This window comes from Vibrio fluminensis (assembly GCF_015278125.1).
Lineage (GTDB): Bacteria > Pseudomonadota > Gammaproteobacteria > Enterobacterales > Vibrionaceae > Vibrio > Vibrio fluminensis.
The window spans coordinates 182,376-203,430 of record NZ_JADILO010000001.1; the positions used below are offsets into that span (position 1 = coordinate 182,376).

A 21,055-nucleotide genomic window follows, 5' to 3' on the forward strand; every position below is an offset into this window, starting at 1 on the left:
GTTGATAAAAAAGGAGCTATTCAGCTCCTTTTTCTATTGATATTAGCACTTCGGTTATCCAGCTTGTTGCTCGCTTACCTTACGCAATTGTGACAAGTATTTAATCCAACCCCTCGATTGGTTAGTACTTTCAATATTGTCTGCTTTTTTTGCTTGAATCAACGCACGCTCAAGTTGGTTTAGCTTGTAATAAGCACGGGTTTTGGCCAATGCCACTTCTTCGCCACGTCCTTTTACTTTATCAAGCACTACTAGCGCATTCTGGTATTGGCCTTCTTGCACCATGATTTGAGCCACATTCCAGTGGTATTTCGCATTATGTTTAGCAGCGACTTTCCACTGAGCTAGCGCTTTATTCCACTCTCGTGCATGTTGCCAGTAGCTGGCTTGAGTAACAATAAGATCAAGATCGCTACGTGCGTCATCAAGTTCACTTATCTCAATTGCTGCACGTTCTGGAATACCACGTTGAGCATAAAGCTGAGCTAAAAGCTTACGATTTTGCTGTGATAAAGCTAAACCTTGCTGCTTTGCTAACGCTAACGTGCCTAATGCACCTTTATTGTCGTTAACCTGCATCTGTAAACTCACCAATTGACGCCACCAGTTGATTTTTTCCGGCTGAAGAACAATTAAGCGTTCCAATGTCGGTATCGCATCTTTCCAACGTTTGAGTTGCAACTGCGCACCTAACTTAAGCGACAGCGGTTGAAGCTCATCCTTACTTTGAAAACGACGGTACTTATCAACCGCGGGAATAACCTGTTTCCATTCACTGATTTGATAGTGTGCTTGAGCAATTCTTAGCCATAACTCGTCAGCTTTTTGCTTGCCTGGTACTTGCTTAGTCAACTGATAATAGTGTGGCAAAGACTTTTTGAACTGCTGATCACTTAACAGTAAATCCGCCAACATTTTCTGGGTTGTCCAAGCTTGCTCATCCTGCAATTGCTTTGAATCAACCGCAAACTGAAGCTGCTTAATTGCGTTTTTTGCTTGACCGTCTTGCCAATAAAAAACGCCCAGCATGCGCGCGACAAAAGCTTGGTCATAAGCACGTGAGGTATCAATTGCTTTAAGTGCAGTAATCGCCTGTTTAAATTGCTCGTCTTGAGCCATTTCATTGGCTTTTTGTACGCGCACAGCGGTGTACTGACTTAATTCTGCCGCAACAGAACTAAAAGCACTCAAGCTGAGTAAACTGATCAAGAGTGTACGTTTAATCATTTTGCTAACTTAAACTCCAATCTAACCGTTTGACCAAATTGCGATAGCGCACTGCCATCTTCCACTTTCGGTTGATATTTCCACTTACGCAAAGCACGTACGGCTTCTTTTTCAAACATACGACGTGGATTTGCGTCTACCACTTCAATGTCAGTTGGGCGACCGGTTGGGTCAATCGTAAACTTCAGCACCACAAAACCTTCAGCACCACGACGCAGTGCTTTGGCTGGGTAACGAGGCTCAACACGGTAAAGTGGCATTGCTTGCTGGTTAACACCAAAATCGCCAAACGTCGGAGCGCTTACAGCCAAGCCATCAATGGCAGTATCAAGCCCTAACGTTGGTTGCATTGCCATTGGCGACACACTTGCGGTCTCAGCGCGAGCTTGCGACACCTCCATCTGTTCAGGCACTTCTGGTGGCTTAGGCTGCTCAGGCACACTGCGTTGACGACGTTGTACTTCCTGCTCAGTTTCCATCATGACCATGTTGAAACTCACCGCTTCACTCGCCTCAGGCGCACGGCGGTGACCGTTATCTACCATCCAAGCCATAAAGCTAAATAGCGCCAAAGCAATCGCGCCTGCAATAGGTAAAGAGAGTAAGATTCGAATCACTACTTCTTCTCCGCGGCCAAAGCGATATTCTTGACCCCTGCTCCTTTCGCAGCATCCATTACTTTTACAACGGTACCACTATAAGCATGCTCATCTGCTTGAATAACAAGCGATGCATCTGGCTTATCCAATAGTAGATGCTCTAGCGTTGCTTGCACTCGCTCTACGTCGACAACGCGTTTATCAATGTAGATATCGTTCGCTGAGGTTATCGCAACAAAGATACCGGCCTCTTTTTGGCTCACCACATTTGACGCTTGTGGGCGGTTAACTTCAACGCCTGATTCGCGCACAAACGAACTGGTTACGATAAAGAAGATCAGCATGATAAATACAATATCAAGCATCGAAGTAAGGTCGATCTGCGCCTCTTCTTGTTTATGTTGGCGTCTACCGAGTCTCATCGCTGACTCCTTAAAGATTTTTCTAGTTTAATTTCTCGAAGTTGGCATGCTTTTGCTAATCGAGCGTGTACAAACATGCCAGCCAAAGCGGCGACCATACCAGCCATGGTTGGCAGTGTGGCAAGTGAAATACCTGAAGCCATCAATTTCGGGTTACTGCTGCCTTGGTTAGCCATGACATCAAACACGGAAATCATGCCTGTCACCGTACCAAGTAGCCCAAGCATGGGACAGATAGCCACAAGTACTTTGATCATATTTAGGTTTTGGTTTAGCGCCATATGCGCTTGAGCGATCCAGCTATCGCGAATCGACAAGGCATACCATGAGTGTTGCTCCGCTCTGGCATGCCACTGACTAAGCCAGCCAGCGCGCAACTTAGGATAATGGAAGTAGAGAAAAATCACGCGCTCTACCACCAAAACCCAACTCACTAATACCACTGCACCTAACCACCAAAGCACCTGACCGCCCTGCTCCATAAAGCTTTGCAGCGAAAGCAGCCAGTCACTCGACTGTAGGCTGCTTGGTAACCATGATAGGGAAAACAGTGAAGACATTAGGCAGCGCTCTCCACTGCTTGTGGTTTATCACTCTTAACCAATGTTGCTTTTTCAGCTTGCTCGGCCACTAGGCCAATACCTTGTTTTTCAAGGATATTGCGAATGCTTTCAGCTTGCGAACTCAATACATTGTGCGCAAGTAGCAGCGGCATTGCCGCAACAAGACCCAGCACCGTGGTTACAAGAGCCATTGAGATACCACCCGCCATCACTTTCGGGTCGCCATTACCAAACTGAGTGATCACTTGAAATGTTTCGATCATACCCGTTACGGTACCAAGTAGACCTAGCATTGGCGCAAGCGCTGCTAATAGTTTCAGCATCGACAAGCCACGCTCTAAGCTCGTTTGCTCATCGACAACCGCTTCTAGCAAGCGAAGCTCTAACGCTTCTACTGTACGATTCTGCTCTTTACTGTACACCGCTAGAATACGGCCTAATGGGTTGTTACCCGGCTCAGTTGGTTTCTTCAACTGTGCACGAATTTTCTGACGAGCAACGGCTAAACTCACACCACGAACCAAGGCGATGATTGCACCAATCGCGAGTAGACCAAGGATAATGTTACCCACCACACCACCCGCTTGTAGGCGATCTTTTAAGCTTGGAGTAAGCGCCAATTGCTCAAGCATGACACCACGTGAAGGGTCAAGAATTACGTTAGCCACTTGGCCTTGCTCAACACCCGACAAAGAGGCGATTGTCGGGCCATTGTCTGGCTGTTTAATATAAGCGGTCGCTTCACCTCGAGCTCCGTTCCAAGCTAAGTAGCCCTGCTCACCAACAAGACCAATCGAACCTAGACGTAATGCCTCAACTTGGCTTTTTTTACCTTCACCATCAATGAAAGCAACCGAGGTTTGCGCAATTTTGTTGCTTGCATGGATTTGCTCATCCATCGCCTGCCATAAAGCGGTTAGCTGAGGCATTGAAGGCAATGTCGTCGCCGCAATAATGTCATCAATTTTTGCATTGTATGACTGTGCACCTGCCCCTGTTACTGAGTAGTTCAGTTCATTTTGGAGCTCTTTCGCGTTCTGACGTACAACACCAAACACTTCACCTAAACTGCCGGTTTCAAGACGCAATTGTTCTTCTAGACGCGCAAGTGTATCTTCGTTTTGACTGAATTTTTCAGCCAATTTGTCGTTGTTAGCTTGTAAGCGATCGCGTTTTGCCACCAACTGCGCTTTAAGTTGTTTAAGCTCTTGTTCTGTGGCTTTAAATCCTGACTCACGTACTTGGTTATGCTGTGCTTGTTGCTTGTTTTCTTGACGAGCTTCACCAACAAGATCTGCACTGGCAAAAGTAGAGAATGAAAGAGTGCTAGCGGCAAGAAGTGATGCGATTAATTTCAGTTTCATATTATTTCACCTCCGCGATAAGAGACACCGGCAAGGTGATTAAACTTGGTGCCGTCTGTTTCGCTGCCACACCATAAGCTTTATCTAGCTCAGACTTCATTGCGCTATCGACTTCTACCCAAGCGTTGTCTTGTTTGTCCCAAGCCCAAAACTTAGTACCATTTAGGCTGCGAGCAATGAGTGCAACACGACCAAGGTGAAGAATATCCGCTTCACGTTCTTCGCCTGATATTTGGATCTGACCTTGATAAAGGCCTAACTTGGTGCCGTAATCCATTTCAATCTGGTAAGCCTCTAGGATACGACGGTATTTTTCCGCATCACTGACATCAGCGCGAGTCATGAGTGACTCAAGCTTAGCAATGCGCTCTTGACGCTGTTGCAATTTGATTGGCGCATCTTGATCTACGATTGTTTTCAGGCCTGCAACCATCTGGTACATCAAGGGCACCACGCCTTGGCGAGTGATCTTGATATCTTGGATTTGACCATCAATACTGGTCATTTCCTCACTCTGGTTCGCAACCAAAGCCGTTAGGTGCACCTGATACACTTCCAAGTTTTTGACTTCTTCTTGTAGCTGCTCAATCTCAGCTTGTAGCGACAACGCAGCATCATTACTTTTGTTGATGCGCTGCTGGCTAGACGCCGAAGCGGCATTGGTTTTGTTTTGAATAGATTGAGCAGTATCGAGGTTCGATGCTAATGCCGGGCTCATCGCCGCAGCAATAAGAATAGCTAAACTGGTTTTAAGTAGGTTCATAATCGTAGTTAGTTAGATTAACAATCAAAACACGGTTTTGACTGAGGTTCCAATAAATCCCAAATTTCTAGTTGATAAATATTATCATTAACAATTAAGACGCATATTAACGATTTTTATCGATTTTGCAAACGACTAAAGGGGGAAGGTCTCCCTTCCCCCTATTCTGCGGCGCAGATTAGTATTTCACCTGCAATGTAGCCATGTAGTTGCGACCTTCGCCAATAACCACATTTTCTGCATACACTTTACCGTTATCTTCATTTACGCTTGTTGAGCCACCGCCTGCTAGATAGTCTTTGTCAAACAAGTTTTCAACTGTTAAGCGAGCAACAATATCAAGGTTCTCATCATACTTCAGGTTGTAAGCCAAGCCCATATCAACTCGAGCATAACCATCTTTCTTAAATAGGTTCGCCTCGTCACCATAACGCGAACCTTCGTAAACTAGACCAAGGTTCATATCAACGTTTTCAGTCGCAGCATAGCTTGACCAGATACTTGCAGCAAACTCTGGCACATCCGCCGGACGATTACCTGCATAAGTCGAGTGATTGGTAATTTCAGCATCCAAGTACATCGCTGAACCCGTAATGCTTAGTGACTCCGTTACTAGACCTTGCGCAGTCAGTTCTGCACCTCGGTGGTGTTGTTCACCATCTTGAGAGCGATACTTCAGCGTTTTCTTGTCGTTACCTGTACCTATCGTACCTTTGTTCACATCTAAAATTACGTTTTCTTGCGTAATATCAAACAACGCACCTGATACGAATAGCGAGCCATCCATTAGTTCCCACTTCGTACCCACTTCATAGGCAATGCCTGTAGCTGCATCAAGTAACTCACCGTCATTGGTATATACCGTACCTTTTGCCGATGTCACCACACCTTGCGGCTCAAAGCTTTCAGAGTAGCTAAAGTAAACGCTACCATTGTCTGCTGGATGGTAAATCACGCCTAGCTTCGGAGACACATGCTCTTCCGCTACACCATCAGCGACTTTGCGGTCAAAACGTACACCTGCAAGTACTTGCCATTGTTCATTAAGCGTGATCATGTCTTGCGCATAGAAACCCCACGTTTCGTATTCGCTGTAAGTGTTTGTTGGCTCCTTACCTGTATTCCACTCAGGGCTACCCACGGTATCACCTGGTGCTACGTTTTGTGATACCAAGCTGCCTTGGTAACGATCGTAACGGTAGCCTAACCAGTTAGAACCGAACAATAGTTGATGGTCTGCACCAAGAAACTCAACATCACCTTTCAGATCGAAATACGCTGTGCGGAAACCCCATTTATCGGTACGGTCAGCACCGCCGTGAGTCACTGTGCCGTCTGATTCCAGTTTGCCGAAATCAGGGAAACTCTCTACATCGTAACGCTCATAGCTTTGGTAGTTAAAGCCCGTCGTTGTCGACCAGTTATCTGTTAGGTTCGCATTAATGGTAATACCTGTGTTTTCCACGGTATTTTCAATGTTAGACCACTGAGCATCCCAGATATGATCGCGGCTGCCGTAGCGCTTGCCATCAATAAATAGCGCACCAGAATCAACACCACCATCATCGTTTGTGTAATCGTGGTATACAGAAACCATCACATCATCGTTGATGTCGTAATCAACAAATAAACCACCGACGAAACGTTCTGTTTGTGGTTTTGAGCCATCACCGTATTCGCGCCAAGAGCTGTAACTCTCTTTTGCCAGTACAGCGCGAGCTCGCAACGTTTCCGCTTCGTTTAGCGAACCGCTAACATCAACAACTGTACGAGTGTGGTCGTTTGAACCTACATCTTGGCTAACGTTAACTTGGGTATCGTAAGTTGGCTTTTTAGACACCATGTTCACTAGGCCACCCGGCGCAGATTTACCAAAAAGTAGACCTGAAGGACCTTTTACCACTTCAACACGCTCAAGCAGTTCGATCGGTTGACGGTAGTGAGACCACTGTTGGTGACCATCACGTAGGAAGCCACTTGAACTATCTAGCTCAAAACCACGCAGTGAGAAACGCTCACGGTTACGGTCTGTACCACCAGCGCTTACACTCGCATCGTTTTTCAGTACGTCGCCTAGCGTGCTTGCACGTTGTTCATCAATAAGTTGTTCACCAATAACTGCAACTTGCCCAGGAGTTTCAAGCTGGGTTGCTTCCATACGCATTGCCGTTGAGTTGGTATCGGCTTTGTAACCATACTCGCGACCTTCCACAACCATGTGCTCATCAGTTTGTACACTCTCTGCCATTGCAGGAGCAGCTAAAACAGCGCCAATCACAAGCGCTAGCTGACTCTTAGTAAACATCTTATTCTCCGATTTTTTATGTACAGTCCCACTGCGACTGCTTTTCATTTCGGGGGAGAATATAAGTGATAATTAATATCATTAGCATTGAAATTTACATTCTTTGCATTCGTAACAAATGTAAAAAAGCACGCCATGAGGCGTGCTTGAGAAGAAAAGACGTTCCGTGTCTTCATTAATGTTAGGACTATCCATGCAAATACTTGGCTTTAAAAGCTTTTATTGTGTACTCCCATTTGCGGGTAGTTGACGATTTCGGCCGTGTGATTGGAGCATGCATTGCGTAATCACTCGTTTCATCAATCTATCTCATCAGTTTTTTAGAACTTTAACTGTGTAGCTACCATCGTCTTGTTGGTACACACCGTGAATGTCGGTTTCAAAACCTGGGTAATGAGCGCCGATTTCACAAAGCATTTCCAAGAAATCCAGTACTGGACGAGACTCTTCAGTGACCATTTCACCAGGAAGAACTAGAGGCACACCCGGTGGGTAAGGAAGGATCATATTCGCACTGACGCGATTCACCATCTCTTCCAGTTTGATCTCCTCAATATTGCCTCTTAGCTCTTCTTGCCATGCTGCGTGTGGCGTTACTTTCATTTCTGGTAGAACGTCGAACGCTTTGTACATCAGTTCTGGCAAGTTGTATTTTTTGGTCAAGTCGTGAATTGCTTGAGCCAACTCTTGCACGCGCATGTCTTTGTAGAAATGTGGATCTTCTTGGTATAGCGCTGGCAACATATTGCGTACTGACAAGTTCAGATCGAATCCACGTTTGAAGTCTGTTAGTGCGCGTAGCAGTTGCATTGCTTTAGATTTATCGATACCTATAGAGAACAAGAACAATAGGTTATATGGGCCTGTTTTCTCTACCACAATGCCATGTTCATCTAGGAATTTAGCCACTAGCGATGCAGGAATACCAGTTTCTTCTAGCTCACCATCTTTGCTCATCCCTGGAGTCAGTAGTGTGATTTTGATTGGGTCAAGATACATATGGTTATCATCCATATTCTTGAAACCATGCCAGTTGTCTTTTGGATCCAGTTTCCAACATTCGGTTGTTTCAATGTTGTCTGGTTGCCATACATCGAAGAACCAGCTGTCACTTTCCGCACCCAGTTGTTTGATCTCTTTACGGAAGCGAATTGCGCGGTCAATTGAGTCTTGCATCAATTTACGACCAGTATTGCCTCTCATCATCGCTGCAGCTGTTTCAGTTGAAGCAACAATACCGTATTGAGGAGATGTCGAAGTGTGCATCATGAACGCTTCGTTAAACGACTCTTTATCAAACTCACCTTTTACGTGAATCATAGAAGCTTGAGAGAAAGCCGCTAGCAATTTATGGGTTGATTGAGTTTCGTAGAACACTTTGCCAGGCATCGCGTCACCACTCATACCACATTTACCTTCGTAAATTGGGTTGAAGTTAGTGTAAGGCACCCATGCGCTGTCGAAGTGGATGTGTTTACAATCAAGTGACTCTTTGATGAATTGAGTATTGTAAAGCAAACCATCGTAAGTTGAGTTAGTCACAACCGCGTAGCTTGGCGCTGTTGCACCTGGCGTTTTCGCTACTTTTTCAGCAATCACATCGCGGTTAAATTCACTTTGTGGAATACCACCTAAAATGCCGTAAGCGTTACGTGTTGGACGGAAGTAGATTGGCGTTACATCGCTCATCATCATTAAGTGAGTTAATGATTTGTGGCAGTTACGGTCAACCAGTACTGTGCTACCTGCTGGCGCTGAGTACATACCAACGATCTTGTTTGAAGTTGATGTACCGTTAGTCACGATGTATGAGCTATCAGCATTGAACGTCTTCGCAATAAACTCTTCTGCTTGTTTGTGTGGACCTGAATGGTCTAACAGTGAGCCTAGTTCAGGCATTGAGATTGATACGTCCGCTTTGAATGTATTTGGACCGTAGAAATCATAAAAAATACTACCTGCCGGGCTTTTTTGGAATGCGGTACCACCCATGTGACCCGGAGTACAGAAAGTGTATTTACCTTCTTCTACGTATTTAAATAGTGCTTTAGTGAACGGAGGCATAATTGCATCTTTATACTCTTCCGTTGCTTGGTTGATTTTCACTGTAATGTCATCAGCCATGCCTAGTGCGTATTCAAAGAAATGAATGTTTAGACGTAGATCTGTTAGTGAAATATCAAGTGTAGATTGCTCGTTAGCAAATGCGTAAACCGGTAGTTTTTCATTTAAGCCGTTAATTTCACGACATAGATCTAGCGAGTATTTATCCCAGTCAAATAACACACCACAAATTCGTGGGTTCATTTCGATCATTTTGATCAAGTCTTTGTCATCGACTGGGTAAACAACTTCGTAACCTGCTTTTTCAAGCGCTGCGTGAAGTTGACGTACAGGCTCTTCTTTAAAGAAAACACCCATGTGGTTTAGGATTGCGAATAGTTTCATTTGGACATCTCCAAGACGAAAAGAGGCGCTCTTTGTCTAGCAAGACAATGAGAAATACGAGCGCCGTGGAATATTTAAGTTATTTAGTCAGTCAGCGAATATTGGTGCTGAACCGTCAAATTAGTGTGTTGCGACTGGGTCATTTTTGTGTTGCTCAACATATTGAGCTAGACCCACTTTTTTGCTGTAGAACATCAAGATGATTAGAGACATGATGAAGGTAGCTGCAAGCGTTGTGCTCTCAGCACCTGCAAGTGCGACCATACAGAAGACACATGCAATACCAGAGAAGAACATCACAAAGCCATTACGAGTTGTCATACCTTCAAAGCGAATCAAGTTAATGCTTGAGTAGAAGTAAGGCAGCATAGTAAGCAGTACTGCATCAGTAGTTAGTTGGTTGAATAGGTCTGCTGTGTGTGCTGTTTTAGAGCTAAATACTGTCAACACAATCATAAGTGCAGTCATTTTTAGCGACGCTAGAATTAGACCTTTTTTAGGCACACCGTTTTTATCTGTTTCACCGTAGATTTTAGGGAAGTTACCATCGTTAGAAGCGCGGCGACCAGCCTCACCTACTAACATCATCCAAGAACCTAGAGAAGTAAAACATGCTAACGCAGTGAACGCAGATACGAATGGCGCTGACCAGCCACCGAAGATCTCTGTTGTTGCCAAGGCAAATGGCGCACCAGATGCAGCTACTTCAGATGCAGGGAACATACCACTGATCATTTGAGTTGATGCAATGTAAATCAAACCTGCGATAGCGGTACCTAGCATAGTTGCTAGTGGTACAGTGCGTTTAGGGTTATCAACCATACCTGAAGAAACGGCTGCTGACTCAACACCAACGAAAGACCATAGACAGATAAGTACTGATGTAATCACAGCATGGCTGTTGCTACCCGCAGATACGTTCCAGTTTTGTTGGTAAACCGCTGGGTCAAAGTGCGTCCAGCCAAATGCAGCTGTGCCTACTACCGGGATAAGAATGAGCACCAGACCCAATGTACATAGTCGGCTTACCCAGCTACCGCCAAGCAAGTTAACCAATGTAAATAGCCATACCGCTGCAATTGTTGCGATACCTGCTGGAATTGGGTCGTTTAATACTGGGAAGAAAACCGATAAGTAAGAAACGCCGGTAATTGCGATTGCTAAGTTACCAATCCAGTTTGCGTGGTAATAAAGCACACCGGTTTGGAAACCAAAGACTGGGGAAACCTCACCTGCATAAGCAATAGGGCCCCCCTCTTGCGGGTTCTTGGTTGCCAGTCTTGCGAATACGAACGCAAGGCTAAGTGCACCAACAAGACAGATAATCCAGCTAAAGATAGAGATAGAACCCACGCTGGCAAGACTAGAAGGAAGTAAGGCAATACCACTGCCCATCATGTTACCGGCTACTACACCTGTACAGGCGATTAAACCAATTTTCTTTGTATTAGATGACATAACGTCTCCAAGTTTTTCTGCGAGCACATACGCTCAATTTGCTACTTAGCGAGATGTCATCAGAAACTTATCTGCCTACCTCGCTAGATTTGCGATGCAGATTACGCCCAAAGTTGGAGAAAGAAATAATGATGAGATTATTAATAAAATGATGAGTGAATCATCATAACCCTGATATAAACTTGATTATAAGTTCAATATAAAACCAAATAGAACAACCACTTAAACAAAACATAAAAGTAGAATTTGATTTATCCTAAAAACATAAACTTTATATAAACCTGCTACTTTTCACCCTACTCTTATACCAAAGAGCATTTGTGACTATTCCGACTATGCTTGATGTCTAAAACTGTTGATTCAACAAAAGTTTTCGCTAAACCAAATCCATAATTTTCACGATGCCTCATCGCTTTAGCCACTTAGTTTGCCTCTTGCTCCCAATATTGTGATTGATTGGATGCCAATGCGGTGCAAATCAGCACCACAAGAAGCTCAGTTACCGAATTGATGTGGACAGAAACACAAGGAGGCAGTCTTTATCTGGTTGAAGCTAAACTTCAAGACAAATCTAACGCTTGGAACAAACTTTGAAATACGACGCTAAGCAGCTGATTTAGAGTAAGTCAGCCTGTAGAGCAACACGAATAACCAAGGGTTAGTTCGCCTTCACTCAAATCCCATTGGAGGTGGACGTATAACAACCAGAATAAGGAGAGCTCAATTGCAGGCATAAAAAACCCTCGCCTAAGCGAGGGTCGAAATACCATACAAAAATAGAGATTGATTGCTAAAGCAAGTGGACAACCGATGGATGGACAGAGCGATACAAAGAGTGATCGAGTGACTTAAGATTGGTGTAAAACATCAAGTTTTCACACAACATATAAGTCTCCATTGAGGTATCTATATAGAAAGCCTCACTATATGCCTCGCTTGCCCTGTCTAAATCTCCCGTCAATTCGGAATATTTACCCAGCAATACGTAAGCCATGGCCGAATCTCGCATCTCCATTGCTTGAGTGAGGTGACGGTGCGCCGTATCTAAGTTGTTGTTGAGCATTTCATACAACGCCAACGCTTCGTAGATTCTCGGCTGAACAGGCTCTACTGCATCAACCAAACTTTCATTTAACTCTTCAATTAGATTGCTCATACGCGGGTAATCTAATTGAAATGTGGGTTCGAGTGACTTCTGCGCGTAGTAAGCGATCAACAACTCAGCTTGGACGTAGTTGTTTTGCGGTTCAATCTTCAATGTTTCCTCAAGTAGCGCCACGCCATGCTGGAACTTATCTAACTCAGAAACATTTAAATAGTGATTAGCTTCGATTAACAACTTCAACGCCTCTGAGCTGTTTGGCAAACCAGCGATGAGAAGTTGGGATTTTTTCTCTGCGTTCGGCACTTTTAATGCGGTCATTAAGTCAGTCGACACCTGGCGCAACACCGCTTTAAGATGTGGCAGACTCAACGGATACTGACGACTAAACAAGACTTTTTCTGAAGTATTGTTGATGTACTCGACTTCTAAAAACTGATTGCCGGATTCGTTCGCAACTCGCACAGTGATCGTCTTTCCGGGAAGATTCCCTGACGTAAACTTCACACGGTCCAATTTAACTCGATAAGGGGTTACCTGAGTGATGTCAGACATCAGTTTTTGCACAATACCGTCAGCTAATTCTACGCTGTGTGTATCTTGATTAAACTCATCAACGAACTTGAATTCAACCAGATGAGAATCAATCACTTGTGTAATTTGTACATTGGTCTGTTGGTAAGTAAAAACGGCCACTGCGGCAATCAGCAAACTGACCCAAAGTGCATTCAAACAATTATGTTTGAAACGCTTATTAAGTTTGCTCGATGAATGCTTGGCGTGCGCGATTTTATTTTGACACACTGCACGTGTGAGGGGCGCTGCAGGAAATGCTATTTCCGACTCGGATTCTAACTCTGATTCTACGTCGTGCGCATCTTGCTGGCGATTATTTTTCTGTGAGTCCGCTTGGTGGTGTTTCAACGATGAGTGGTGCACTTGATGGGGTGTAGCGTGAGGATGAAACTCCTCACTTGGCACGGATTCGACTTGAGCCACCAGCTTATACCCTCGCTTGGGCACAGTGACAACATAGTGAGTCTGCTCTTCTCGTCCATCTTTTAATAGCTTACGCAGCTCAAAAATAGATTGCGTTACGACTTGGTCGGTAACGATGGCACCATCCCATACATGCTCGATAAGCTCTTCACGACAAAAAACTTCTCCTGCATGTTCGGCTAAAAAATGCAGCAAGTTTACTAATCTAGGCTCAACCGACACTTCTCTATCTTGGCGATAAAGCTTATTTTCATCAACGCTTAAAATCCAATCGTCGATCTGAAAATAGATTCCAACCATTCGACACTCTTAATTAGTTGAAACATCTGCCCCCCTAAATAAGGTGGCACAGTTTCTGCGTGTAACCAAAGCGCAAGAGTATACGCCTGTATAGCAAAACCACCTATCAAAGCGGAACAACAAAAATGCAAACTAAGTTTATTTATCGATGACATCAACCTTGATTTCTCCCACCTATATTTAGCGTTTATCTTTTTTGAGGTTTTGTCATGTGTGCCGCTAGCCCGACTCACTTGTTAAGTAATTTCATCAAACATTCAAGGTGTTAATTATAAAGATTTATAACCTTTATTCTTTTATGTCTGGTTATACTCAAGTAACCTCAAGCTGCTTGTTCAGCGAGAATTGTTTGGTTTGAAGACAAGGCTACGATTTGAAGATCTAGTGGTTCTAAATCAAAAATCGTTAACGCAGTATGCGAACCAAACAAACTCGCCCTTCGGGAGCGAGTCACTGCCTCGATTGCTGCGTCAAACTACTTGGAAATAGTTCACTATTCCGAGAACCGCAATGAACGTTCAAAACTCGAAATTAGCGCAAGGTAACGTTGGGTATTACGTTGGTGTCTTTGGGGTTGCACTCGTGTTAGCGTGGATTGGTATCTATAAATTCACGCCTACAGAAGCAAAACTGATTGAACCTTTGGTCGCCAACCATTTTGCGATGGGATGGTTGTATAACGTGCTGTCAGTACAAACCGTTTCTAACATCATCGGTGCCACTGAAATTGTTGTCGCTATCGGTTTAATCGTCGGCTTTAAACAACCAAGAGTGGCCTACTATTCAGGGATAGCTGCGGCGATTATCTTTGTGGCAACGTTGAGCTTTCTGCTTACCACCCCAAATACATGGAAAGTCTCTGACGGGATTTTGATTTCAAACTTCTTCTTGGTAAAAGACATCTTGTTCTTGGCGATCGCGATTAGCGTGATTGAGAGAAATAGAGAGCTGAGAGCTGAGAGCTGAGAGCTGAGAAAGTTTTGATTAGCCGAAGAGCCTTGTTAAACATGACAGGCTCTTTCTTAACGCAACAACCGCGAACGCGACTAACTCAAAGGTCTATTGATTGGAAACGGCTCGAGAGCCTATATACAAAATTAGGCTTTTTCCAACGGAAATAGCAACTCAATATGCAAACCTCCACCTTTGCGGTTGCGAGCATTGACCTTACCGCCCATCAGGTGCATCGATTCTTTAACAATGGCCAGACCCAAACCATAACCCCCGGATTTTTTGTCACGAGAAGACTCTATACGCGTAAATGGTTCAAATACCATCTTAAGTCGGTTTTCCGAAATACCACGCCCGTTATCTTGCACTACGAGCGCCATATATTGTCGGTTTGCTTCAACTACGCGATAGAAAAACAGGTCAATTACCGCCTCATCACCCGCATATTTGATTGAATTTGTGATTAAGTTACGGACACAGCGAACCACCAGCCTTTCATCCGCCAGTACCTGTGTGAGTTCATCCGCTGACCAAAAATTCAGGGTTTGATTGGCTTTCAGCTCAAGTCGACTCTGTTTTACTTGAGAGTCCGCATAACTTTCTAAACTGACAGGCTTGAGATCCAATTCATAGCGAGCATTTTCGAGCTGACTGAAGGTGAGAATTTCTGCCACTAGGTTGTCCATCTCCTCGACTTCACGCTCAACACGCTCAACCAGCTCTAGCCCTTTGTCAGAGACTTTATGTTTAAGAAGGTGCAGCGCGAGATTTTGCCTCGCCAGTGGTGTACGTAATTCATGAGAAACATCGCGGATTAAACGTTTCTGTTTCTCAGCCAATGAATGGATCTGACGACTCATTTCATCGAAGTCGCGCGCCAATTCATTAAACTCTTTGGTCGAGGATTGCAGCTCCGACACCACACTGACTTTAAAATCACCTTGCGCAAGGCGATGACTCGCTTCTCGCAGTCGATTTAGTGGTTGCTGCAGCTTACGGGCAAGGATAAGAGAAAATAACGTCAAGATGGCCAGAGCGATAACTACTTTGCTTGCGTTTAAATAGTTAATAAAGCGGTGTGCAGGGTGGAGTTCAGAGGGTAATTGAACGACGAGTGTATTTTTGTTACCCAAAGGGATCCCAATTAATGGTTTGCTCACCCGCTCTCCAAGATTAGCGCCTAACTCCCGCAGAAATTTGAGCTTAAATTCGAAGTGTGGGTGCATATCTCGGTGTGTCAGAGGTTTGCTATTTTTATCAAGGACAAAGAGGTAATAAGGTTGGGCATTTTCCCAATCAGCCAACTCATCCATATCACCATCGTCAATCATCACATTAGCTTGATAGGCGAGATCACGCATTTGCGCCTTGACGGGTTCAGGCAACACTAGCATTGTACGAATCAACGCCTGCTCGGTCACGGTCTGAAGTAGCAAAATACATAGAACAACACCTGACATATAACTAAAAAGCTCAAATGCCAAGTTATGTTTATTGCGACCAATTAACGTAGATATTGCCCTTGTCACACTAACAATCTCTTACGCTTGCAACAAAACTGTATCCTTTCCCACGCACCGTTTTGATATGCTGCTTTGACATACCCGCCTCCACTAACTTACGGCGTAAGTTACTGATATGCATATCTAGGTTACGGTCAAATGGGCTAAGTTCTTTTTTTAGAACTTCAATTTGTAGTTCAGCCTTCGAAATTACAATGCCTTCATTGCGCACTAAATAGTTGAGCAAGTCTGCCTCGGTACCAGTAAACGGTAACCCGGAAATTGCATCCCCAAAACTTCCATCAGCTAGAGCACTATTTTGACGCTGCTTTTCCAACCCAACGCGACGGAAAATCGCTTTAATACGAGTCAATAACTCTGGCACTTTAAATGGCTTGGCAACGTATTGATCAGCACCTGCTTGGTAACCATCGAGCATGGATGTTTCATCATTAAGTGCTGTCAGCATTAAAATCGGTGTAGCAAAACGCTGGCAAATACGACGCGCGACCTGTAAGCCACTCAATTTCGGTAGCATCACGTCTAACAATACTAAGTCGACAGAGTTCTTTTCGATATATTGCAGCGCACTTTCACCACAATGCACGCACGTTACGTGGTAACCCTCAACAGTAAGAACTTCAGAGATAAGCTCACACAGCTCTAAATCATCATCAACAACTAGGATCTTAGACATTTTTATTCGCAGCCAACAAAGTAGGCGCTGATTCTAAATCGCAATTATTATCAGTACAAGCAAGAGTGACAAATTACTTAGTAATCATTTATGACGTCTATTCTTCTGCAAAACACATCAATAGAAAACCGAGACAAAAATGCCCAGAAATCTCTGGGCATTGACAGCATATTGTCTAATCATTCAACTAAGCTGAAGACCCCTCTCTCACGTCAAGATCAGACTCTTTATTTAAGCGTCTACGTTGCATCAGAACCACTAAACCAAATAAAAGCAATGCAGGAATCCACATCCATTCTTTCGCAAAACGCTCCACTGGTACGCGAACATCGACGATTTGCTGATCAAACTGCAAACCTGCCGCTTCTGCAGGGCTAGCAAAACCAACCACGTCAATTAAGGTGTCTTGACCTTGCTGGTAAGTGGCAATACCTAGAGCATCTAACCTATCCTGCCCAGTCTCACCAGCGGGCACTTCAAACAACACCGAGAAGTCACGTATCTTGCCGACACTGTCTTCACCACTAATTCGCATGCGTACAACGCTGCCTTCCTCAAGCGTGCTCAGTGTCTGCGCGAGCTCCGCAGGCTGACTGGATTGATAAGGCTCAACCACTTGGTCAACCCAGTAGCCTGGTCTAAACAACGTAAAGGCGACCAATAACAGCAGCACGCCTTCGTACCATTTATTGCGGGTGAGGAACCAACCCTGAGTGGCGGCTGCGAAGATCAACATTGCAATGGTCGATACCACAAATATCGCGATACCGTGTGCCCAATCCACATCAATCAACAATAGATCGGTGTTAAAGATAAATAAAAATGGTAATGCTGCGGTACGTAAGCTGTAATAAAACGCGGTTAAACCCGTTTTAATTGGGTCACCTTTTGAAACCGCAGCAGCAGCAAATGAAGCTAAGCCAACTGGCGGTGTCACATCAGCCATAATACCAAAGTAAAACACAAATAGGTGCACCGCGATTAATGGCACGATCAAACCATGCTGCTCACCTAAGGTAACAATTACCGGTGCCAGCAAACTTGAAACCACAATATAGTTTGCGGTGGTAGGCAAACCCATGCCAAGGATAAGGCTAAGCAGTGCCGTCAAAAGCAGCATGAGTACTAGATTGCCCATTGAGAGGATCTCAACCAGATCCGCCAGCACCAATCCAACCCCAGTTTGCGATACCGCACCGACGATAATCCCTGCCGTCGCCGTCGCAATACCGATGCCAATCATGTTACGCGCACCAGCCACTAAACCTTCACGTAAATCAATTACACCCTCTTTGGCGCTGCCGTAATTGTGCTTACCATCTTTGCGCAGCCAATTTAATAGCGGACGCTGAGTCAGGACGATAACGACCAGAATGACCGATCCCCAAAATGCTGATAGCCCAGGAGATAGGCGCTCAACCATCAAACACCACACCAATACCACTACAGGTAGCAAGTAATGTAAGCCAGACAACAGTACTTGACGGGTATTTGGTAATTGATCCAGCGGCTTATCTGGGTCTTCCTCTGGCAAAGGCTCATTGCTCGCTGCAATTTTTAGTAAACCAAGGTAGGTAAAGGCAAGCAGCAGTCCAACACCTTGCAAGGTGTAATCACCAAACATAGGCTTTAACCAACCTAAACCATAATAGACCACCAGCGAAATACCACTGACTAAGGCAACCCCAAAGGCAAAGCCAATTAAACGGGTCAGCCAAGGCTTGGACTTAGCGGTATCAAGTGGCTCCATTCCCAGTTTTAACGCTTCTAGATGCACAATATAAAGTAGCGCGATATAAGAGATAGCAGCTGGCAAAAACGCATGCTTGATGATTTCCACATACGGAATACCTACGTATTCCACCATCAAGAACGCCGCAGCCCCCATCACCGGCGGCATGATTTGCCCGTTAACCGAAGACGCCACTTCAACTGCGCCGGCTTTTTCAGAGCTAAAGCCGACTTTACGCATCATTGGGATGGTAAAGGTACCAGTGGTCACGACATTGGCAATTGATGAACCTGAGATGAGACCCGTTAAACCTGAAGCCACCACTGCCGCTTTAGCGGGACCACCTCGCAAGTGCCCCAACATACTAAACGCCAGTTGAATGAAATAATGCCCTGCCCCCGCTCTTTCGAGTAACGCGCCAAACAAGACAAACAAGAATACAAAACTGGTTGATACCCCAAGCGCGATACCAAACACACCTTCAGTGGTGATCCATTGGTGATTGGCAAGCGCATCAAGTTGAACGCCACGATGCGACAGCAGCCCGGGCATCCATGGACCAGCTAAGCTGTAACCAATAAACACTAAAGCAATCAATGGTAATGCAGGGCCTAACACGCGGCGCGCCGCTTCAAGCAATAGCGGCAGACCAATTAACGCAGTGGCAAAATCGCCAGTGGTCAGAATACCAGGTCGTGTCGCCAACTCTTCATACAGTACGAATAAATAGAGTGATGAAGCACAAGCAATCAAACCAAACATTAAATCCGTAACGGGCACGCGATCACGTGGAGAACGTTTAAAGGCAGGAAAAACCAAAAACGCCAGTAGCAGCGCAAAGCCTAAATGAATCGCTCTAGTTTCTGTATCATTCATGACGCCAAAACCGATCATAAACGGCAAGGGCGATGCGATCCAAAGTTGAAATAGTGACCAAAACAGCGCAAGTAGAGCAATAGATTTTTCCATCACACCACTAGGTAAACGAGCGCCAACATCCTGAGCGATCAACTCTTCAGCCGACGTCGGAGCTGCGTTTGCAGACATCGGTTTATCCATAATAAATCTCGTATAAAAAGCTAAGCCCTACCGATGAAATACCAATCAAAATCAGTACTTGGGACCCTTGTAGGGCTTAGAAGCAAAGGGAAATCTAATTTTGAAGGAAGCCACCATCGAGCTTCCTTAGTTAATAGCTATAAATTGGTAGGATGATTACATCCAGCCGCGCTCTTTGTAGTAGCGAACTGCACCTTCATGTAACGGCGCAGACAAGCCCACTTTAATCATTTCACTCTCTTGAAGATCTTTAAATGCCGGATGTAAACGCTTAAAGCGATCGACATTATCAAACACTGATTTCACTAGTTGATACACAAGTTCTGGATCAGTCTCAGCTGTAGTAGAAAGTACAGCCTTACCACCAATTGACGGGGTGTCATCAGGGTTGCCGCGATACATACCTCCAGGGATTACCGCTTTGGTGAAGTACGCTTTGTCGGCGAGAAGCTTGTCAATTTCAGGACCGGTTACTGCCACAAGAACCGCATCTGTCGTCGTCGATGCTTCTTGAATCGCACCATTTGGGTGACCAACAAAGTAGCTCATTGCGTCAATGTTATTATCACTCATTGCTGAAGCTTGTTCTGCAGGCTTAAGATCAGAAACTAGACTGAATACTGAAGGTTCCCAGCCTTTCTCAGCCATAATTTGTTCGAAAGTGTCACGCTGACCCGAGCCCGGGTTACCAATGTTAACTCGCTTGCCTTGAAGCTGTTCAAAATGGGTTACGTTGGCATCTTTGCGAGCCAAAATGGTAAACACTTCACTTTGCAACGAGAATACTGCGCGGATATCTTCCATTGGCTGGCTATTTTGGAATGGGGCTACGCCGTTCATCGCCTTGAACTGGTGATCTGACTGCATAATACCGAAATTATACTCACCACTACGCAGCCCGTTCACGTTAGCAACACCACCACCACTTGCCGGCGCATTACACTTAATACCATGCTCTTCACCACCTCGGTTAACAAAGCGACAGATAGATTGTCCAGCAACATAATAGACGCCCGTTTGACCACCGGTACCGATAGTGACAAATTGTTCTGATGCTATAACATTCTCACTAAAAGAGAATCCACCTAAAGCCACAGAAATCACAGAGACAAGTGCTAATCCTTTCATTTAACAATTCCTTATAATTTCCCAAAACCAAACATTGAATAGAATTTTCGTCCAAAAAATAACTCATTTCACAACAAATCATCGTTAAAACCCGACAGGACGGCATACTAGCAACAAAACAGTTTGGGAAGACCACTCAAAAATAAGGTCTAAACTGCATAAATATGTCATCAACTTTTTATTTACTGATGGACACACAGCAATTTTTCTACCTATGTCATCAAAAAAATTTACATGCAGATGCCTTATTTCGTAAGAAACAATTCTTTCACTTTCTCAATATTCGAGAATGCGGGTGAAATTCTAATTTTAGAAAATGCTGATATTAATAGTTAACTTTTCACTAACACCTTGTTTTATCGAAGATTGATAACTGGACATGAACCGTTCTTGTAGCGAGTGCATCGCTGTTGACGCAATTCTGATTATTCTCATC

The 21,055-nt window shown here is 44.6% G+C and carries 15 protein-coding genes; 1 reads left to right on the forward strand and 14 read right to left on the reverse strand.

Annotation, left to right across the window (positions count from 1 at the left end; translation table 11 throughout):
* Positions 1 to 54: 54 nt before the first annotated feature.
* From IRQ95_RS00850 to cadC, 10 genes are all read right to left on the reverse strand, one after another.
* Positions 55 to 1,227 carry a tetratricopeptide repeat protein gene (locus tag IRQ95_RS00850; RefSeq protein ID WP_194435126.1) on the reverse strand — a complete coding sequence of 391 codons (1,173 nt, stop codon included), beginning with the start codon at positions 1,225 to 1,227 and terminating at the stop codon, positions 55 to 57.
* On the reverse strand, positions 1,224 to 1,844 hold the full coding sequence (locus IRQ95_RS00855) for a TonB family protein (protein ID WP_194435127.1): 621 nt from the start codon (positions 1,842 to 1,844) through the stop codon (positions 1,224 to 1,226). Before IRQ95_RS00855 ends, IRQ95_RS00850 begins: the two co-directional genes overlap by 4 nt.
* Positions 1,844 to 2,248: an ExbD/TolR family protein gene (locus tag IRQ95_RS00860; protein WP_194435128.1), complete on the reverse strand. Its 405-nt coding sequence runs from the start codon at positions 2,246 to 2,248 to the stop codon at positions 1,844 to 1,846. The genes IRQ95_RS00855 and IRQ95_RS00860 overlap by 1 nt, the downstream gene beginning before the upstream one ends.
* Entirely contained in the window at positions 2,245 to 2,808 is a 564-nt protein-coding gene (locus IRQ95_RS00865; protein WP_194435129.1) for a MotA/TolQ/ExbB proton channel family protein, read from the reverse strand. Before IRQ95_RS00865 ends, IRQ95_RS00860 begins: the two co-directional genes overlap by 4 nt.
* Positions 2,808 to 4,175 carry a MotA/TolQ/ExbB proton channel family protein gene (locus IRQ95_RS00870; RefSeq protein WP_194435130.1) on the reverse strand — a complete coding sequence of 456 codons (1,368 nt, stop codon included), beginning with the start codon at positions 4,173 to 4,175 and terminating at the stop codon, positions 2,808 to 2,810. The genes IRQ95_RS00865 and IRQ95_RS00870 overlap by 1 nt, the downstream gene beginning before the upstream one ends.
* A 1-nt stretch (position 4,176) precedes the next feature.
* Positions 4,177 to 4,938, reverse strand: coding sequence for a DUF3450 domain-containing protein (locus tag IRQ95_RS00875; RefSeq protein WP_194435131.1), 762 nt, complete (start codon positions 4,936 to 4,938; stop codon positions 4,177 to 4,179).
* A 178-nt stretch (positions 4,939 to 5,116) separates the two neighbouring features.
* On the reverse strand, positions 5,117 to 7,243 hold the full coding sequence (locus IRQ95_RS00880; RefSeq protein WP_194435132.1) for a TonB-dependent siderophore receptor: 2,127 nt from the start codon (positions 7,241 to 7,243) through the stop codon (positions 5,117 to 5,119).
* A gap of 312 nt (positions 7,244 to 7,555) precedes the next feature.
* A complete protein-coding gene (locus tag IRQ95_RS00885; RefSeq protein ID WP_194435133.1) occupies positions 7,556 to 9,691 on the reverse strand; it encodes a lysine decarboxylase CadA in 2,136 nt (711 codons plus the stop codon).
* Positions 9,692 to 9,811: 120 nt separating this feature from the next.
* Positions 9,812 to 11,149, reverse strand: a complete 1,338-nt coding sequence (gene cadB, locus IRQ95_RS00890) for a cadaverine/lysine antiporter (protein ID WP_194435134.1) — start codon at positions 11,147 to 11,149, stop codon at positions 9,812 to 9,814.
* Between the two features lie 790 nt (positions 11,150 to 11,939).
* Complete coding sequence (cadC, locus tag IRQ95_RS00895; protein WP_194435135.1) at positions 11,940 to 13,550, reverse strand: lysine decarboxylation/transport transcriptional activator CadC; 1,611 nt, start codon at positions 13,548 to 13,550, stop codon at positions 11,940 to 11,942.
* Positions 13,551 to 14,060: 510 nt separating this feature from the next.
* Here cadC and IRQ95_RS00900 point away from each other — a divergent pair.
* Positions 14,061 to 14,516 carry a DUF417 family protein gene (locus tag IRQ95_RS00900; RefSeq protein WP_194435136.1) on the forward strand — a complete coding sequence of 152 codons (456 nt, stop codon included), beginning with the start codon at positions 14,061 to 14,063 and terminating at the stop codon, positions 14,514 to 14,516.
* Between the two features lie 131 nt (positions 14,517 to 14,647).
* Here IRQ95_RS00900 and IRQ95_RS00905 read toward each other — a convergent pair whose 3' ends face one another.
* The 4 genes from IRQ95_RS00905 to IRQ95_RS00920 form a co-directional block, all read right to left on the reverse strand.
* Positions 14,648 to 15,961, reverse strand: a complete 1,314-nt coding sequence (locus tag IRQ95_RS00905) for a sensor histidine kinase (protein WP_194435453.1) — start codon at positions 15,959 to 15,961, stop codon at positions 14,648 to 14,650.
* Positions 15,962 to 16,031: 70 nt separating this feature from the next.
* Complete coding sequence (locus IRQ95_RS00910; RefSeq protein ID WP_194435137.1) at positions 16,032 to 16,700, reverse strand: response regulator transcription factor; 669 nt, start codon at positions 16,698 to 16,700, stop codon at positions 16,032 to 16,034.
* A 187-nt stretch (positions 16,701 to 16,887) separates the two neighbouring features.
* Positions 16,888 to 19,479 carry a TRAP transporter permease gene (locus IRQ95_RS00915; protein WP_431358042.1) on the reverse strand — a complete coding sequence of 864 codons (2,592 nt, stop codon included), beginning with the start codon at positions 19,477 to 19,479 and terminating at the stop codon, positions 16,888 to 16,890.
* Positions 19,480 to 19,647: 168 nt separating this feature from the next.
* Positions 19,648 to 20,619 (reverse strand): TAXI family TRAP transporter solute-binding subunit, encoded by a 972-nt coding sequence (locus IRQ95_RS00920; RefSeq protein ID WP_194435139.1) that lies wholly within the window; start codon positions 20,617 to 20,619, stop codon positions 19,648 to 19,650.
* Positions 20,620 to 21,055: the final 436 nt, after the last annotated feature.

Excerpts from the sequence above, each read along its gene's own strand:
- IRQ95_RS00900 (WP_194435136.1), top strand. The coding sequence starts at position 14,061 with ATGAACGTTCAAAACTCGAAATTAGCGCAAGGTAACGTTGGGTATTAC.
- IRQ95_RS00915 (WP_431358042.1), bottom strand. The coding sequence starts at position 19,479 with ATGTCTGCAAACGCAGCTCCGACGTCGGCTGAAGAGTTGATCGCTCAG.
- IRQ95_RS00865 (WP_194435129.1), bottom strand. The coding sequence starts at position 2,808 with ATGTCTTCACTGTTTTCCCTATCATGGTTACCAAGCAGCCTACAGTCG.
- IRQ95_RS00870 (WP_194435130.1), bottom strand. The coding sequence starts at position 4,175 with ATGAAACTGAAATTAATCGCATCACTTCTTGCCGCTAGCACTCTTTCA.
- IRQ95_RS00920 (WP_194435139.1), bottom strand. The coding sequence starts at position 20,619 with ATGAAAGGATTAGCACTTGTCTCTGTGATTTCTGTGGCTTTAGGTGGA.
- IRQ95_RS00850 (WP_194435126.1), bottom strand. The coding sequence starts at position 1,227 with ATGATTAAACGTACACTCTTGATCAGTTTACTCAGCTTGAGTGCTTTT.
- cadB (WP_194435134.1), bottom strand. The coding sequence starts at position 11,149 with ATGTCATCTAATACAAAGAAAATTGGTTTAATCGCCTGTACAGGTGTA.
- IRQ95_RS00875 (WP_194435131.1), bottom strand. The coding sequence starts at position 4,938 with ATGAACCTACTTAAAACCAGTTTAGCTATTCTTATTGCTGCGGCGATG.
- IRQ95_RS00880 (WP_194435132.1), bottom strand. The coding sequence starts at position 7,243 with ATGTTTACTAAGAGTCAGCTAGCGCTTGTGATTGGCGCTGTTTTAGCT.
- IRQ95_RS00860 (WP_194435128.1), bottom strand. The coding sequence starts at position 2,248 with ATGAGACTCGGTAGACGCCAACATAAACAAGAAGAGGCGCAGATCGAC.
- IRQ95_RS00885 (WP_194435133.1), bottom strand. The coding sequence starts at position 9,691 with ATGAAACTATTCGCAATCCTAAACCACATGGGTGTTTTCTTTAAAGAA.
- IRQ95_RS00905 (WP_194435453.1), bottom strand. The coding sequence starts at position 15,961 with ATGTCAGGTGTTGTTCTATGTATTTTGCTACTTCAGACCGTGACCGAG.
- IRQ95_RS00910 (WP_194435137.1), bottom strand. The coding sequence starts at position 16,700 with ATGTCTAAGATCCTAGTTGTTGATGATGATTTAGAGCTGTGTGAGCTT.
- cadC (WP_194435135.1), bottom strand. The coding sequence starts at position 13,550 with ATGGTTGGAATCTATTTTCAGATCGACGATTGGATTTTAAGCGTTGAT.